At 60.7% G+C, this 15557-nt stretch carries 19 protein-coding genes; 9 read left to right on the top strand and 10 right to left on the bottom strand.

The features are described from left to right. Window positions 1–47 precede the first annotated feature (47 nt). The 3 genes from HNO52_RS16865 to HNO52_RS16855 all read left to right on the top strand — a co-directional run bounded on the left by HNO52_RS16865 (window position 48) and on the right by HNO52_RS16855 (window position 3290). A complete protein-coding gene (locus HNO52_RS16865; RefSeq protein WP_197566393.1) occupies window positions 48–1688 on the top strand; it encodes an acyl-CoA synthetase in 1641 nt (546 codons plus the stop codon). Window positions 1689–1764: 76 nt separating this feature from the next. Continuing rightward, on the top strand, window positions 1765–2247 hold the full coding sequence (locus HNO52_RS16860; RefSeq protein WP_197566392.1) for a methylenetetrahydrofolate reductase C-terminal domain-containing protein: 483 nt from the start codon (window positions 1765–1767) through the stop codon (window positions 2245–2247). Continuing rightward, window positions 2244–3290 carry a methylenetetrahydrofolate reductase gene (locus HNO52_RS16855; RefSeq protein WP_197566391.1) on the top strand — a complete coding sequence of 349 codons (1047 nt, stop codon included), beginning with the start codon at window positions 2244–2246 and terminating at the stop codon, window positions 3288–3290. Before HNO52_RS16860 ends, HNO52_RS16855 begins: the two co-directional genes overlap by 4 nt. Window positions 3291–3431: 141 nt before the next feature. On the opposite strand, the gene HNO52_RS16850 is transcribed toward HNO52_RS16855, so the two are convergent. From HNO52_RS16850 to HNO52_RS16830, 5 genes are all read right to left on the bottom strand, one after another. After that, window positions 3432–4379, bottom strand: coding sequence for a LysR family transcriptional regulator (locus tag HNO52_RS16850; RefSeq protein WP_197566390.1), 948 nt, complete (start codon window positions 4377–4379; stop codon window positions 3432–3434). A 62-nt stretch (window positions 4380–4441) separates the two neighbouring features. Then, window positions 4442–5767 (bottom strand): MFS transporter, encoded by a 1326-nt coding sequence (locus tag HNO52_RS16845; protein WP_197566389.1) that lies wholly within the window; start codon window positions 5765–5767, stop codon window positions 4442–4444. After that, window positions 5764–6330 carry a TetR/AcrR family transcriptional regulator gene (locus HNO52_RS16840; RefSeq protein WP_197566388.1) on the bottom strand — a complete coding sequence of 189 codons (567 nt, stop codon included), beginning with the start codon at window positions 6328–6330 and terminating at the stop codon, window positions 5764–5766. Before HNO52_RS16840 ends, HNO52_RS16845 begins: the two co-directional genes overlap by 4 nt. A 153-nt stretch (window positions 6331–6483) precedes the next feature. Then, window positions 6484–6819, bottom strand: coding sequence for a hypothetical protein (locus HNO52_RS16835; protein ID WP_197566387.1), 336 nt, complete (start codon window positions 6817–6819; stop codon window positions 6484–6486). Between the two features lie 261 nt (window positions 6820–7080). Then, a complete protein-coding gene (locus tag HNO52_RS16830) occupies window positions 7081–7569 on the bottom strand; it encodes a pyridoxamine 5'-phosphate oxidase family protein (protein WP_197566386.1) in 489 nt (162 codons plus the stop codon). Window positions 7570–7794: 225 nt separating this feature from the next. Between HNO52_RS16830 and HNO52_RS16825 the strand changes: the two genes are divergently transcribed. Beyond that, window positions 7795–8808, top strand: coding sequence for an Acg family FMN-binding oxidoreductase (locus tag HNO52_RS16825; RefSeq protein ID WP_232090360.1), 1014 nt, complete (start codon window positions 7795–7797; stop codon window positions 8806–8808). A 118-nt stretch (window positions 8809–8926) separates the two neighbouring features. Here the strand turns inward: HNO52_RS16825 and HNO52_RS16820 are convergent, their stop codons facing one another. Continuing rightward, window positions 8927–9295: a hypothetical protein gene (locus HNO52_RS16820; RefSeq protein WP_232090358.1), complete on the bottom strand. Its 369-nt coding sequence runs from the start codon at window positions 9293–9295 to the stop codon at window positions 8927–8929. On the opposite strand from HNO52_RS16820, the gene HNO52_RS16815 reads away from it, so the two are divergent. Next, window positions 9237–9407, top strand: a complete 171-nt coding sequence (locus HNO52_RS16815; protein ID WP_197569274.1) for a thioredoxin family protein — start codon at window positions 9237–9239, stop codon at window positions 9405–9407. The two genes, HNO52_RS16820 and HNO52_RS16815, sit on opposite strands and share 59 nt — an antisense overlap. A gap of 12 nt (window positions 9408–9419) precedes the next feature. Here the strand turns inward: HNO52_RS16815 and HNO52_RS16810 are convergent, their stop codons facing one another. The 3 genes from HNO52_RS16810 to HNO52_RS16800 all read right to left on the bottom strand — a co-directional run bounded on the left by HNO52_RS16810 (window position 9420) and on the right by HNO52_RS16800 (window position 11244). Further along, window positions 9420–10079, bottom strand: coding sequence for a 5'-methylthioadenosine/S-adenosylhomocysteine nucleosidase (locus tag HNO52_RS16810; RefSeq protein ID WP_232090356.1), 660 nt, complete (start codon window positions 10077–10079; stop codon window positions 9420–9422). Beyond that, window positions 10076–10405: a heme-degrading protein HmuQ gene (gene hmuQ, locus HNO52_RS16805; RefSeq protein ID WP_197566384.1), complete on the bottom strand. Its 330-nt coding sequence runs from the start codon at window positions 10403–10405 to the stop codon at window positions 10076–10078. Before hmuQ ends, HNO52_RS16810 begins: the two co-directional genes overlap by 4 nt. Before the next feature lie 122 nt (window positions 10406–10527). Continuing rightward, entirely contained in the window at window positions 10528–11244 is a 717-nt protein-coding gene (locus HNO52_RS16800; RefSeq protein WP_197566383.1) for a DsbA family oxidoreductase, read from the bottom strand. 50 nt (window positions 11245–11294) lie between these two features. On the opposite strand from HNO52_RS16800, the gene HNO52_RS16795 reads away from it, so the two are divergent. The 4 genes from HNO52_RS16795 (at window position 11295) to HNO52_RS16780 (ending at window position 14398) form a co-directional block, all read left to right on the top strand. Continuing rightward, a complete protein-coding gene (locus HNO52_RS16795; protein ID WP_197566382.1) occupies window positions 11295–11693 on the top strand; it encodes a GFA family protein in 399 nt (132 codons plus the stop codon). Between the two features lie 170 nt (window positions 11694–11863). Then, window positions 11864–12694, top strand: coding sequence for an SDR family oxidoreductase (locus tag HNO52_RS16790; RefSeq protein ID WP_197566381.1), 831 nt, complete (start codon window positions 11864–11866; stop codon window positions 12692–12694). An 89-nt stretch (window positions 12695–12783) separates the two neighbouring features. After that, window positions 12784–13647: a DUF6544 family protein gene (locus HNO52_RS16785; protein WP_197566380.1), complete on the top strand. Its 864-nt coding sequence runs from the start codon at window positions 12784–12786 to the stop codon at window positions 13645–13647. A gap of 193 nt (window positions 13648–13840) precedes the next feature. Next, the gene (locus HNO52_RS16780; RefSeq protein WP_197566379.1) at window positions 13841–14398 is read left to right on the top strand and encodes a hypothetical protein; all 558 of its coding nucleotides are present in this window, start codon (window positions 13841–13843) and stop codon (window positions 14396–14398) included. Between the two features lie 338 nt (window positions 14399–14736). On the opposite strand, the gene HNO52_RS16775 is transcribed toward HNO52_RS16780, so the two are convergent. Further along, complete coding sequence (locus tag HNO52_RS16775) at window positions 14737–15498, bottom strand: phosphatase PAP2 family protein (protein WP_197566378.1); 762 nt, start codon at window positions 15496–15498, stop codon at window positions 14737–14739. Window positions 15499–15557 lie beyond the last annotated feature (59 nt).

Below are 15557 nucleotides of genomic sequence, written 5' to 3'. Positions count from 1 at the left end.
ATAACCGTGATACCGGTCAGGCCGCGGTTCATAATAGGGATTAAAGCATGAGTGATCTTTGCCATTTCAATGATGCTCTCGAGAAAACGGCGGCGAATTATGTACCACTGTCACCCTTAAGCTTCATCAAACGGGCTGCTGCCGTTTATCCTGACAGGACAGCGCTGATCTACAACGAGACGCGCTACAGCTGGCAGCAGACTTATGCCCGCTGTTGTCGACTGGCAGCCATGCTGAAACATTTCGGTATCAAAAGGGGCGATACGGTGGCCGTCATGTTGCCGAATGTCCCGGCCATGTACGAAGCCCACTTTGGGGTTCCCATGGTGGGCGCGGTGTTGAATGCGATCAACATTCGCCTGGATCCCGAGGCGGTGGCCTTTATCCTCGAGCATAGCCGCTCGCGACTGCTGCTGGTGGACCCCGAGTACGTGGACGTGGTCGAAAAGGTCTTGGCCCGGCTCGAGGGGCCGGCACCCAAGGTGATCAACGTATCCGACCCGAGCCAGGGTGAAGAGCGTTTGATCGGCAACCTGGAGTACGAGGCGTTGCTGGCCGAGCAACCGGCGCTGGATGACTGGCGGCTGCCGGTCGACGAGTGGGATGCGATTGCGCTGGGGTACACGTCAGGCACTACCGGCAATCCCAAGGGGGTTGTCACCCACCATCGGGGTGCTTACCTGAATGCGGTCAGTAATGTGCTGTCCTGGAATTTGCCTTCCAGCGTGGTCTACTTGTGGACCCTGCCGATGTTTCACTGTAACGGCTGGTGTTTCCCGTGGACACTGGCGGCGATCGGCGGGACCAGCGTCTGTCTGCGCCGGGTCGACCCGGAGGTGATCTTGCACCTGATCAGGCAGCATCGGGTCAGTCACTACTGCGGTGCGCCCATTGTCCACTCGATGATCGCCGATGCCGCCGATGCTGCGCAGGCAACGATCGATCATAAGGTGTCGGGGCTGATCGCCGGTGCGGCGCCGCCGGCGTCCGTGCTAGAGCGGATGGAGAAGCTCGGTGTCGAGATTACCCACGTCTACGGACTGACCGAGACATATGGCCCCGCGTCGGTGTGTGCCAAGCAGGATGGCTGGGACCAACGTCCCCTGGAGGAGCGAGTCCGGCTCAACGGACGCCAGGGGGTCACTTATACCCTGCAGGAGGGCATCGCGGTACTCGACCCGACCACGCTGGAGCCCGTCCCTGCCGACGGTGAGACTGTGGGCGAGATCATGTTTCGAGGCAATATCGTCATGAAGGGATATTTGCGTAACGAGGCTGCAACCAGCGAAGCCTTTGCCGGCGGCTGGTTTCACTCCGGTGACCTTGGCGTAGTGGAATCGGATGGCTACATCAAGATTCGCGACCGACTGAAGGACGTGATCATCTCTGGCGGGGAAAATATCTCCTCGATGGAAGTCGAGGAGATCATTCAGCGGCATGAAGAGGTCGAACTCGCGGCGGTCGTGGCGATGGTGGATGCCAAGTGGGGCGAAGTTCCCGCGGCCTTCGTCCAGTTGCGCCCCGGCAGTGAGCTAAGCGAAGACGCGTTGATCAGCTTCTGCAAGGAGAATATCAGCCGCTTCAAGGCTCCCAAGAAGGTGATCTTCGGCCCCTTGCCGACTACTCCCACGGGGAAAATCCAGAAGTTCCTGTTGCGCAAGCAGCTTGAGACTGCTCCCTCGGCCTGATTCGATCGAGGAGTAGAGGAAGCAACGGGGTTGGCGGAGTGAGGACACTGACCCTCGAACAAACAAGGAAACTATCATGTACAGGATGCGTCGCTGGGTGGTTCGTCATTCCAGAGCCTTTGAGATGATCTACCGACGCTTCGAGCCGGTACTCGTCAAGCTCGCCCCTGTGTGGAGGCGACTGGGTCACGACCGCGTCGAGGCGCCGATGAGGATAGTGGAAAAGGCCGCCAAGGGGGCGCTTTTCGATTGCCAGATGTGCGGTCAGTGCATTCTCTCTGCCACCGGCATGTCCTGTCCCATGAACTGCCCCAAGACACTACGCAACGGCCCCTGTGGCGGGGTGCGTGCCAATGGGCATTGCGAGGTGAAGCCAGACATGATGTGTGTCTGGGTCGATGCCTGGGAAGGAAGTCGTCGCATGAAGCAGGACGATCATATCCACGCTGTCCAGTTGCCGGTCGACCATCGTCTCAAGGGAAGCTCATCCTGGCTTCGCGTGGTTCGCCAGCAGGACGGTACCTCCTCTTCAACCGCCAACAGAGAGACAACAAGATGAAGTTCGATGACGAGCCCGTCCCGGGCTACTCCCTGCCGATCCTGCCCGGCCATGTCTCCCCCGGGCGTCTGGAGAGGGTTCTGCGCGCGGGCAAGTTCGCCATCACCAGCGAGATCGACCCGCCGGACTCTGCCGACCCGGCAGAGGTGCTCAAGCGGGCGGCAATCTTCGATGGCTATGTCGATGCCATTAACGCGACGGACGGCTCCGGTGCCAACTGCCATATGTCCAGCGCCGGGGTCTGCTCACTGCTGACCCGGGTCGGCTATGCCACCATCATGCAGATATCCTGCCGTGACCGTAATCGCATCGCCATACAGGGCGAGATCCTCGGTGGAGCGGCCATGGGCGCCTGCAACCTGCTGTGCCTGACCGGTGACGGTGTGCAGGCCGGCGACCATCCCCAAGCCAAGCCGGTATTCGATCTCGACTCCATGTCGCTGCTGCAGATTGCCCGCAACATGCGCGACGCGCACCGCTTCGAGAGCGGGCGGCGCATCGAGACGCCCCCGCGGATCTTTCTCGGTGCGGCCGAGAATCCCTTCGTACCGCCGCTGGACTGGCGGCCGCATCGGCTGGCCAAGAAAGTGGCGGCCGGTGCCCAGTTCATCCAGACGCAGTACTGCTTCGATATCGAGCGGTTGCGCGATTTCATGCTCAAGGTGAACGACCTCGGCCTGCTGGAAGGCCCTGACCGCGTATTCATCCTGCCCGGGATCGGGCCGCTGGCTTCGGCACGCAGCGCCCGCTGGATCCGCGAAAATGTCCCCGGGGTGCATATCCCCGACGCGGTGATCAATCGGCTCGAGGGGGCCGAGAACCAGAAGGAGGAGGGCAAGCGGCTGTGCATGGACCTGCTTCACGCAATTCGCGAGATTCCGGGAGTCAGCGGCGCCCACATCATGGCCTACCGCCAGGAGCACAGTGTGGCGGAGATCATCGAGACGACGGGGGTGCTCGAAGGCCGCGTGCCTTGGTACCCAGGACGCGACGACCCGAAAGCGCTCAACCCTGAATCCCCCGGCGCCTTGCCGTTAACGTGATGGAACTGGATAGTGACACCGGGACGTTGCCTGGCGACCGTCTCTACTGTTCGCCGGATAGTGCCAACCTGGTCGCGCTTCCCTGGAAGCGCTTGCCGAGCGACGAATTTCTGCCTTGTATGGCCGTTGCTCGTCAACTCTTCAAACAGAGCCTGAACTGGGTGAGGGTATATTGGCTTCCTCCAGTAACCATTCGCGAAATCGTCCGGCGATCGGTCGCTCCAGACCTTCGCCCGCACTTACCACGTAGTAAGCCTGGTCACAGTCCAGGGGGCGGTCGGCCAATACCGTCAGCTTTCCGGCAACCAGCTCCGCCTGGTGTAGATCCCGACTGCCGAGAAGGGCGCCCTGACCGGTAATTGCCGCTTCCAGCGCGAGAAGGCCGTTGCCGAATCGCAGCTCCCGCAGCGTTCCGATGTCATACCCCTGTTGCTTGAACCATTCTCTCCACCCGTAGGGCTCGTCGAAACGGGTGAGTGTGCTGTCGCACAGCAACGGCAGCCCGCGCAGAGTATCGATATCGTCCACGGTGGCGGCCAGTTCCGGTGTGCAGAGAGGCACCAGATCCAGGTTCATAAGACGCTGGGGCTCTAATCCCATGTAGTTGCCGTAGCCAAGGCGCACGGAAACGTCGATGCCGGCGCGCTTGAGATCGGTGACTCCGAAGACGCTATCACGTGAGCGATCCACCGTATGCAGGCTTGCCTGAAGCCTCACTTCGGCTTCCGGACAACGGGCATAGAAACGGTGCAGGCGTGGCACTATCCATTTGGTGGCGAAGAGGGGTTCTGCGCATACGGTAACGATCAGGCTCTCTTCGCCATAGGAGCGGATCTTGTCCACCCCGCGGCCAAGAGCCTGAAACCCCTCTTGCAGCTCCGGCAGGGCTACGCGTGCGGCTGGGGTCAGACTTACCCGCCGATGGTGGCGGATGAACAGGTCGACACCGAGATACTCCTCGAGAGCCTTGATCTGGTGACTGATCGCCGCCGGTGTGACATTGAGCTCTTTGGCGGCCGCAGCGAAACTCTTGGTTCGCGCGGCGACCTCGAAATAGTGAAGTGCAATCAGGGATGGGAGTCGTAACATGGCCAGTACTCACAGAATGGCGTTGAAACACTGCGCAACCCCTCGCGCCGCTCAAGGATATGCTACAGAAGGCGTGGCGTACTCGGGCTATCTTCATCCTCCGCAACGGGTTCGACCGGCTCGCCATTTTCATCCAGCAACTGTTGATCATATGCTGCCTGGAGACCGGTATCTTCAACCGACACCTGCTCCTCCTGTGGTTCTCCTGCAGTTTCCTCGGCCCAGTCTGCCCAATAATCGATGTGGCCCGGATATATCGGCGACAGAATCGCTACCACGATGCCGATAACCGAGAAAATCGAAAACGCATAGGCATAGCCGAAGCCGTCTACCAGCATGCCTGCAATGGGTGATCCCGTAGCTTGCCCCAGTGCTACCGCCATGAAAGGCAACACCGGCCCCATCGAGAGTCGACCCGGCAGCAGGCGGATGCCGGTCATCAGGTACAGCCCCGTAAGGCTCATATAGGCAAGGCCGAAGACCAGCGCTGAGAACATTGCCAGGCCTAGCTGGCTTGGGCTCGCGGCAAGCAATACCAGGCTCGAGGAAAGCATCATCAGCATCAATGCTTGCGTAATAGGCGGGTTGTTACGGTCAGCCAGGTCACTCACCATGGCTCCACCGAGCCCAGCAATACCGACCGCGAACCATAGCCAACCGGTGTGGCCGGGGTGCAGGTCGCCGAGGGTAACCGTCAGGTCCGGGGCAAAAAGCCAGTAAGGCGCCGCAATAAAGCCCATGGCAAAGGCGAACAACGTGAGCCGGATGAGACGCGACCACTGCAACCTGCTGATAGGGGGCGGTGGCGCGGCGTTTGCTGGCATGATCCGTGATACCGAGGGGAGGAAGTACCACGCCGCAACGACACCGATGCCTGCCAGCATGGCGAACATTGTATAAGTGAAACGCCATGCATTGGAGAGGAACACAACAGTAGGTACCGCGACGATGATACCGATGCTTGTACCTGCGTTCATGATCGAGCTCACTCGCCCGTGCATCGTGCGGCTCACCATTGCCTGCATGGCAGCGGTTAGTGCCGGCATCATCAAACCGGTACAGATGCCGCAGACGAACACACCAACACCAAGCGATAGCGCATCTGAGGCCAGGCTGATCAATGCAAGGCCGACTGCACCGAAACCACTCGAGAGTACCGCCAGCAAACGAGCACCAAGGCGATCAGCGGCAAACGGTGCGACCAGCGTGGCAAGTACGAAGCTGATTAACGGCAGTGCCCCGATGATACCGATCAGGTAGGCCGTCAGTTCCAGGTCGGTGCTGATGGAAGGTACGTACAGGCCAAAAGCAAAGCGTGCAAGCCCGAAGCTGATGGCGATTAACGCGGCACCGAAAAAAGCAAATCCCATATTCGACAAGGTTCTCATTGATCCTTGCTCCAAGCCGCAGCGAGAAGGGCATCGACTACCGACCGAGTGTCAGCTAAGGCCGTCCGCATGCCCAGCAGCAGCACCGCCGTATTACAGCCTTCCAGCACCAGGAAGAGGCGTCTCGCCAGATCCGGGTGGTGGCCCAGGCCATCGAGTGCCACAGCGGTTTCGAGTCGTGTCAGCAGGTCGCGCTTGGAAGATCTCGCCAAGGCATGGATCTCGGCGCTGTGCTCGGCGAACTCGCCCATCGCCTTGGTCATGATGCAGCCATGCGGACTATAGGCTTCCAGCCAGCGGCCATGGGCATCGACCAGCGCCCGCGTCGCCTGGCCCGGTGAAGCGGCGGACATTGCCGCATCCAGGCTGGCGACGAAGCGTTCATGGCGGGCCTGCAGCACGGCCGAAACCAGCGCTTCCTTGGAGGCGAAGTGGTTGTAGAGCGTCATGCGTACCACCCCGGCGGCCGCCACGATGCGGTCGATGCCGGTGGCGTGAAAGCCCTGCTCATAGAAGAGTCGCTCGGCCGTGGCGAGCAACTGGTCACGCTTGGAGGCTGGCATGGGCATGCTCCTATATAGACCGATCTATCTAAATGCAATCACATCTAAGACCAGAAGAGCAGCCTGTGTCAAACGATAAGTAAAAGGGCCGCTTTCCTGGGAAAGCGGCCCTGCACATTAGGCTTACTGATCAATCAGCCGGCATGTCAGTTCTTAGGCGGCTCCCGACTCCCGGAAGTTATGCCAGGCATGGTGATAGAGCACGCCGGCATAGCCGTTACGCTGAATGATCTTGAGAATCTTCGCGGGATCTTCGTCATTCAGGGCCTTGTGCAGTTTCGCCCGCTGCTCTTCATCCAGGGCCTCGTACCAGTGGTAGGGCATGCCCTGGGCATGGCTATCCTCGGTCTTGCGCATCAGGTCAATCTCGATGCGGCCGCCATGTCGATACAGGATGTCGTAGCCCTCCTGCAGCTGAGCCGACGGTACGTCGCACGGCTTTTCGAGACCTTCCAACACGTTATAGTAGTAATAGCTCAGCGGTTGCATGTGGCTCCTCCAGCGGTATGCCGTTGCTTGTCTCTGCCAACCTACTTCCTTTCTTCATCCTGCCTGAGACAGGGCGGCGAGCTCAATGAAAAAAGGCACGCCATAAGGGCACCCGCGCACACCCTGGGCCGCCACGGCGGTGTTGCTCGGCAGCGAGGCCCATCTCGTCGGAATCACTGGTTCACCTCCTCGCGAATCAACGCTCCAGAGGTAGTGGCGAGAGATGGCCTTTCACCTTACAGACGCTGCCGGTGCACGATGTCAGCCACCGAACTTCTCGTTCTCGCCCAAGTTCGGGGTAGCGTCCTTCTTGACATTGGCCTTGGCGAACTCATACAGCTGGAACACCTTGCTCTCCTTGGCCTTCCAGTGCTCGCCCATGGTCACCTTGATCTCCAGCAGGGCGAGGTCCGGGTCGTCCTTGCCGTCGGGGAACCAGGCGGCGACGAACGGGTTCCAGTATTTCTCGACCAGCTCGCGGTCAGCGGTCAGGTTGGCCTTGCCCGAGAGCGACACGTACACGCCCTCTTCCTGATCGGAAAAACTGAGGCAGACATCGTGGTCGCGGCTGGTCTCGGAAACCTTCTCGGCACTTCGGCGGGTAAAGAACCACAGGGTGCCGTCATACTCATCCTGCACCAGGTGCATCGGCCGGGCGCGAGGCGTCTCGCCATCCAGCGTCACCAGCATGCCGACTTTGATGTCTTTGATCATCTTCCAGATTTTCTGCTTATGCTCCGGGCTGGACATGGTTTCAACCTCCTGTCGAAAACGGTGCGGCTAATAGGTATCACGCCGGCAATGCCGAACATGACGAGATCAGCCTAGTTACCCGGAGCCACCCCAGCAAATGCCCTGCCGTTGGCAGAGCAGAAACATGTTGCGAGTCATGCCCTCGCGGGCAGTGTTGACGCTAAACTGAGATAAGCGAGGGGCTGCGGCTAGCGAGGGCGGGCGGTGACTTACGAACAATCTGTGAAGATCCTCTGGCGCCATGGCGATGGGCAAGCGTCCGATCGTGCCGCAAGGCTGAAGGAGCTCATTCGCTATGCCACCCTGGCCCCTTCCGGCCACAACACCCAGTGCTGGCGATTCAGAGTCACTGACGATGCCATCGCTATCCTGCCGGACCTCTCGCGGCGTACTCCGGTCGTCGACCCGGACGACCACCACCTCTACGTTTCGCTGGGATGTGCCGCCGAGAACCTGAGCCTGGCGGCGCAAGCTTCCGGGCTGTCAGGCGAGGTGACCTTCCATCCCGAAGGCGACGGAGAGGTGCGCGTTACGCTGACACCCTGCCAGCCGGAACTCTCCCCACTGTTCGAGGCCATCCCGGCGCGGCAGTGTACGCGCACCGACTACGACGGCACGCCCCTTACCGATAACGAGTTGAGTCTGCTGCAGGCCGCGGGAACCGGGAAGGGCGTTTCCATCAGCCTACTGACCGAGCGCAAAGCGATGGAAAAAGTGCTGGAGTTCGTGCTCCAGGCCAACAGCCTGCAGATCGGCAACCGGTCATTCCGGCAGGAACTCGAGAACTGGATCCGCTTCGGCGACCGAGAGGCAGTCGAAGCCGGCGACGGGCTTTTCGCGCGCTCGATGGGCAGCCCCGCCACCCCGCGCTGGCTGGGCAGGTGGCTGTTCCGCAGCCTGTTTCGGCAAGGCGTCGAAAATGCCAAGGTGGCTCGTCAGGTACGCAGCTCCGCCGGAATTGCCGTGTTCATCTCGGAAAGCGACGACAGGGCGCACTGGGTGGAAGCCGGCCGCTGCTACCAGCGCTTCGCCCTGCAGGCGACGGCACTCGGCATCTGCAATGCCTTCATCAACCAGCCAATCGAAGAGGCGAGCGTTCGCCCTGTGTTCACCGAGGCACTGGGTCTAGTGGGTGGGCGTCCCGACCTGGTGGTGCGGTTCGGGCGAGGCAAGGCGATGCCGCGTTCGCTGCGGCGGCCGGTGGAAGCGGTCCTCATTCCGTCAAGCCCAGCGTGAAGCTGCACCGCAGTGTGGACAGCTAGCTATCCACGGCAACCCTGAAAAATGCGCAATCGAGTTGTTACGCCCGGCTATCTTGCATGAGCGGTTATGCCAACTCCCTGGCTCCATTGCCTCAAGACTCGCGATAACCCTCCAGCGCGAAGGGATTGAGAAACTGCCTGCCCCAAAGATAGCCCCGGTCGACTTTGCTCAAGTCGGCTTCATCGCACACGCTCTCCCACCGTTCCCGGATCGTGGCGAGTTGGTGGTCGATGATCTCTTTGGCCTGTATTCGGGTTAACCCCAGATGTTCCGCCGCTGCCAGGCAACGGACAAGCTGGCTGCGACGTTCCTGACCGTGCAACAGCATCGCCTGAGTAGCTTCTCCTCTGGTTTTCGATTGGGGGCAGATGTCATAGGCCGCCGTCGATCGCGAGCCGCGCATCCGCTTCGCCAAGCTCGACACCGAGGCGGGACCGGCCCAGGCCGGGCGCTTCGGCATTCGCAGCATTCCCATGCTGATCGTGTTCAAGGAAGGGCGTGAGAACGCCCGCCAGGCCGGGTTGATGCAGGCGGGGCAGCTCAAGCGCTGGCTCGAGCCGCACCTGCTCTAGAAGAAGCAAGCGTCAGCGCGACAACAGCCCCTCGGCGAGCGCCTCGCCGAGGCGGTTGACGGCGCCGGCCAGCTTCTCGTCGATGACGTGCAGATACTCCGTCCAGTCGTCGACGTGGTGCAGCTCCGCGTTGCCGTCCGAAATGCCACGCAGCACGATCAGCGGCACGTCGAAGCGCATGCAGGCGCGCAGGCAGGCGTAGCTCTCCATGTCCACCATCTCGGCGGCAATGGCGGCATAGGCCTCGCCCGAAACGATATTGGCGCCGGTAGAGAGCGTAGCCTCGGCAATGCCGGGGATGCGCAGCGTCAGCGGAAGGATCGCCGGCAGGTCGAGAAAAGGCGTAGTGCCTTTCTCGAAACCCAGCGGCGAGGCGTCCATGTCGCGGTAAGCGATAGAGCTCGCCTGATAGATCTCGGTCTGCTCGAGCGAACGGCTACCGGCCGAGCCCAGCGACACTACCAGGTCCGGCAGGCGTCCGTTTCGGGCGAGGGCGGCCAAGGCTGCGGTGAGTTCCACCGCCGCCTCCACCGGGCCGACGCCGGTCATGAACGGCGCGAAACGCTGCTTGAGGTGCGGCCCGTACTCGGCCTCGGCGGCCATCGCGAAGAGGATCTCGCAACCGCCCAGTTGAGTCAGCGCTGGCGGTGTGGGCTTTACCGCGCTCATCATTCGCTCGCGTTGCCGACCGTCTGGATGACCTCGAACCCCTCGAAGTTCGGCGGGCCCAGGTAGAGTCCCTCGCGCTTGCTCTGGCCGGCGTTGGCGTGCGCCTTGCGGAACGCTTCGGAGTGGGTCCAGGCCTCGAAGTCGTCGCGCGAGCGCCAGATGGTGTGCGAGGCGTAGAGCACGTGATCCTCCTTCTCGGGGCCGCGCAGCATATGAAATTCGACGAAGCCGGGCAGGCCCTGCAGGTGGGTCTCCCGCTCCAGCCAGATCTGCTCGAACTCTTCCACTCGCTCGGGATTGACCCGAAAACGGTTCATGGCGATGAACACGATATTGCTCCTTGTGGTCTGGCAGCCAATGGTGACCGCAAGACGATGACACCGACGCCGACAGGGGGCAAGCCTGTAGAGGCGGGTTCAGCCCGGCGCTCGTCCCCTTGATCGGATAGCCTTCAACTTCTGCCGGTCGACTCGAGAATCGCCTGGCGCAGTGCCTCGGGCGGTTGGGCGCCCGAGAGGCCCGTGGTGCCGTTGATGATGAAGGTGGGCACGCCGCTCACGCCCAGGCGCCGCGCCTCGGCGAGGCCGGCTTTTACCTCGGCCCGACCCTGGTCGCTGGCCAGGAAGGCGGCTATGTCGATATCCGTTAGCCTGCCGTCTCGGGCGGCGTTGGCCAGTACCGTTCTGTCACCGATGTCCTCACCCTCGACGAAGTAGCGCCGGAAGAGTGCTGCGACCACCGCCGACTGAACGCCATACTCCCCAGCGAGCCAGATCAGCCGGTGGGCGTCGAAGATATTGGGCGTTCGCTGCATGCGTTCGTGGTGAATCTCGAGACCGGCCTGGGCGGCGGCAGCCTCCACCTGGGCGTCGAGAGCCTGGGAGCGCTCCCATGATCCGAACTTGGCGGTGCGGTAGTCACGCCGCGACAGGCCTCCGGCGGGCATGTCGGGGTTGAGCTCGAAGGGGTGCCAGGCCACCGATACGCTGATCTCCTCGGGCACTTCGGCCAGGGCGAGGTCGAGGTGGCGTTTGCCGATGTAGCGCCACGGGCAGATGGCATCGTAGATCACGGTGATGTCGACGTGGGGCATGGTCGCGGAGCCATTGGGTAGGGTTCCCTCGAACCCTACCATCTCCTGCTCGCGTTTGACGCTGGTTACAGCCATCGGATACCGGAAGGGCTATCGTAAGCGAAAGCCACCGGGAAGAGACGCCGATGCACCAGGGAAGCTGCCTGTGCGGGAAAGTGAAGTACGAGTACCGCGGCGAGATCGATGAAGTCTCCATGTGCCACTGCCAACAGTGCCGGAAGGCCCAAGGCTCCGCCTTTGCCGCCGTGTCGCCCATCCGTTCGGCCGACTTTTGCATCACCCAGGGCGCGGAATACCTCAAGGAGTACCGCGCCACGCCTAACAAGGTGCGGGTGTTCTGCGCCGAGTGCGGCAGCCCGATCTACAGCGCCCGCAACGACCTGCCCGAAGCCAAGCGGCTGCGGCTGGGCACCCTCGATACGCCGATAACGCCCAACAAGCGCTACCACGCCTGGGTCTCTTCCAAGGCCGAGTGGTTCGAGCTTGCCGATGAGCTGCTCAAGTTTCCCGAGTTCCCCCGTTGAATGACCAGCGCCATGCCAAAGGCGTGGCGCTGACCAAGATCAAGGAAGAAGCACAATTATCCCGGTAACCACCGATCCCTGCGTGCCGGCAATTCTCTTTCAATCCTGTTTCTCCATACTGCAAGGGAATGTCTCGGGCACTGCCTGACAACTCAGAAAAGGATTGCATTGTGAACAAGACCGTTTTGATCACTGGCGCGGCATCTGGCATGGGCAAGGCAACGGCGCTGCTACTCGCCGAACAGGGTTACACCGTGTACGCCGGCGTCAGGAGTGACAGCCACGAACTGATGGAGGAGGCGGGCAAGCGCGGTCTCGAGCTGAACACCGTGTCTCTCGATGTGCAGGATACCGCGTCGATACAAAACGCCGTTCAGCACGTCATCGAGAAGGAAGGAAAGATCGATGTGCTGGTCAATAATGCAGGCTTCGGTCTTCTTGCCACCCTTGAAGAAGGCACCGATGAAGAAATCTTCAAGCAATTCGATGTGAATGTTTTTGGTCTCATCAAGATGACCAGAGAAGTTCTTCCCCATATGCGCAAGGCGGGTAGCGGCGTTATCGTCAATATCTCTTCCTTCCTGGGCAGGATGGGGCTGCCTCTGCTCTCGCATTACAATGCCAGCAAATACGCGGTGGAAGGGATCACCGATTCCTTGAGATTCGAGGTGGCGCCTTTCGGAATACGGGTTCACTCCGTTCTTGCCGGCCTTTTTGGCACCAATTTCGTCAAAAAAGGGCTTGTCGCCAACAGCCAAACGACCGGTGACGACTCTCCCTACAAGGAGCTGGTGGCCCATTTCGTGCCGATCGTGGCCAAAGCCATCAATGAAGGCCCGGATCCACAGCCCATCGCACTGGCGGTGAAGAGCATCATCGAGAATGAGGACAGCGAAATCGCCGTCAAGGTCGGCCAGGAGGCGGAACTGTTCGTGCCACTGCGCAGGGAGATGGATGACAAGGCGTTCGAAGCGAAGGTAAAGGAAACCTTTGGTCTATAAAGCTGCCTCTCGCGTTTCACCCGGTACGCTGAGTTTGCTCGCCGCACCGACGAGAGGAAGAGCGCCAGGTGAAACGCAGGAGAAACCGAATGGCCTACTTCGGAGTGGCCGCTGGCCTGCTGCTGGCGCTGGTACTCACAGGCGTACTGGCCATGCAGGCCTGGCGCCTGGCCGATAATCGCGCGATGGACACGGCCTGGGCCTGGCTGCAATCCCAGGCGCCCGCCACCGTCGAAACGTTCGATCCCGCCATGGTCGAAGGCCTGCCCGACGCCGCCCGTCGCTACTTCCTCTATACCATCGCCCCGGGCACACCGCTGCATGTGGTCAGCGAGATCCATATGACCGGCGAGCTCGGCCTGGGCGACAAGCAAGCGCCGGGCTATCGCCCCATGCGCGCCCACCAGATACTCGCCCCGCCCCACGGCTTCATCTGGCGGATTCGGGCCGGTTCGGGATTCATGCAACTCAGCGGTTCGGACGGCATGGCCAACGGCCGTTCCTGGACGCGCTTCTGGCTCAACGGCACGCTACCCGTCGCCCGGGCAGGAAGCGACGACAACCACCTACGCTCGTCGTTCGGCCGTGTGGCAGGGGAGGCCGCCTTCTGGACACCCGCCGGCCTGCTACCGCAACATGGCGTGCGCTGGGAAGAGACCGACGAGCCAAACCTGGCACGAGCGGTCATCACCCACGGCACCCTGGAGCAAGCGATAGAGATCGCCGTGGCCGAAGACGGCCGCCCGATTTGGGTACAGTTCCAGCGCTGGAGCAACGCCAAACCCGAGAAGGAGTGGCGGCTTCAGCCCTTCGGCGGCTATCTCGACGACTTCCGTAACTTCGATGGTTTCACCCTGCCCACCAGAGTCGACGGCGGCAATCACTTCGGCACGGAGGCGTACTTTCCGTTCTTCCGGGCGAGGGTGGAAGAGGTACGGTTTCTGTTTCCGTAGCGAACAGCTCTGGCTGGACTTCGTTGATTCAGCGCATGGGAAAAGCCATGCTCCAGTGCTAGGCTGAAACACAAGAACACATAACGACACGTCCATGCGCACAGGGATGGCCCATATGCGTCGGATCCCGTGTGATTGATCATCAGGGACCCGTCAGTTAGTTGTCTTTCATTTGTGGATAGGATCACTAAGCATGAACCGAATTATGCTTTTTCTGCCAATGCTATTTTTTACTGGCTGTGCGTCCACGACAGGTCCTGATAATGACTTAGGTTTCGCTGAGCTGGCCGACCTAAAGGCTTTTGAAGGTTGCTATAAAAACTGTAGCGACCCTTCGGATGGCTCAGCATCGGCCTGCCTGAGCGATATAATATGGCCGAAAAGGTTTGAGATAAAAAGCAAGCCTGAGGCAATTTTCATCGAGCAGGAAGGCAGTAATGTATTAGTGGTTTCTGCGATATCTAATGGAGTGGCTGTCAAAAAATCCTCGTTCGAAGCCGGAAAAGACTTTAATTTCAAAAACGGCCGCATTGAGCTGGACCGAGAATACATAGCATCCGGGGCAGGTGAGCCCGGAAATGTTTTCATCGGTTTTGGGACAGGTCAAACGGTTTTAGGCCTTGATGATTATGGTCAAGGCCGAGTGAGCCAATCGGTTGCCTTTGCGGGCACTGGATTTCTTATAATTCCAGTTGCGGGGTCAGCTACGGACGTTAGTAAGATCGAGAGGTCAGAGAGTCTTTGCAATTGAAGCTAACCAGGGGCTGCAGTCGACCAGTTTTTATTGCCGCTCCAAACCAGCGGTTGAACCCAGACGTTAAATCAGCATATCCTAAATAAACTCTCTTGGCCGAAAGCCGAAATTACCAGCATGGGGATATCGGCTCCTTTACATTCAACCCAGCCCACTCACACTTACCACCTCTCTCGTCACCGCCTCATCCAGACTCCCACGGCCCGTCTCCACCAGTGTCAGCCAGTTCCTTACCCCGGTGATGCCGGTGTAGACCAGTTCCCGGGTGATGATGGGGTTAAGGCGCTGGCAGCCGCAGCACTGTCTTGATGCTCCGGCTCCCAACGCTTGGGCACCTACTCGGCGTCGGTGCCCGAGCTGCTCTGCTCTGTCTCTACCTGCCCGCGCCGCTGCAACCAGCGCATCACCAGCCAGCACAGCGCGGCCCAGGCCGCTCCGGCGGTCCAGCCGGCAAGTACATCCGTCGGCCAATGCACGCCGAGGTAGACACGGCTCATACCCACCAGCAGGGTGAGCAGTATCGCCAGTATCAGCAGGTAAGCCTTCAGCCTCAGCGCTGGCTGTACACGGATGAGCAGGGCGGCCAGGGTGAGGTAGGTCACGGCAGACATCATCGAGTGGCCGCTGGGGAAGCTTGCGGTGTAGACCATGGCTTCATGCGGCACGAGGTCGGGCCGAGGACGATCGAAGCCCATCTTCATCAGCGTACTGAGCAGCATGCCGCCGGGCACCGCAACCGAGGCAAAGAGCGCCGCGCGATAATTCCGGGCGAGTAGCAGGTAGCCCAGGGCGCCAAGGGTGATCACGACAAGCACGCCGACCCCACCGAGCGCGGTAAAGTCCCGCCCCATTTCCTCGACCCAGCCTGGGCCGAGCGGATCAGTGTGATCGGCAGCGTTGCGCAGGGAGAGCAACAGGGTCTCGTCGATGCTCTGGGTCTCTCCCTCGGTGACGGCATCGGCCAGCTCGATGAACCCCCAGACCCCGCCGGAAAGTACCGAGACGCACAGCAGCACTGCCAACTCGTAGCGGCCGAGCCGAGCCATCAGGGAAAGGCCGTGGCGTTTCACATGTTTGATTTTTCGGTAGTGCTTCATTGGCAACTCCCTTGCTTTGATAACTATACATGTCGATTTTCAGGACACCCCTTGGGCTT

Origin of the sequence: Halomonas sp. MCCC 1A13316 (assembly GCF_014931605.1) — a bacterium.
Lineage (GTDB): Bacteria > Pseudomonadota > Gammaproteobacteria > Pseudomonadales > Halomonadaceae > Halomonas.
This window is presented reverse-complemented; position numbering and strand designations above follow the sequence as displayed.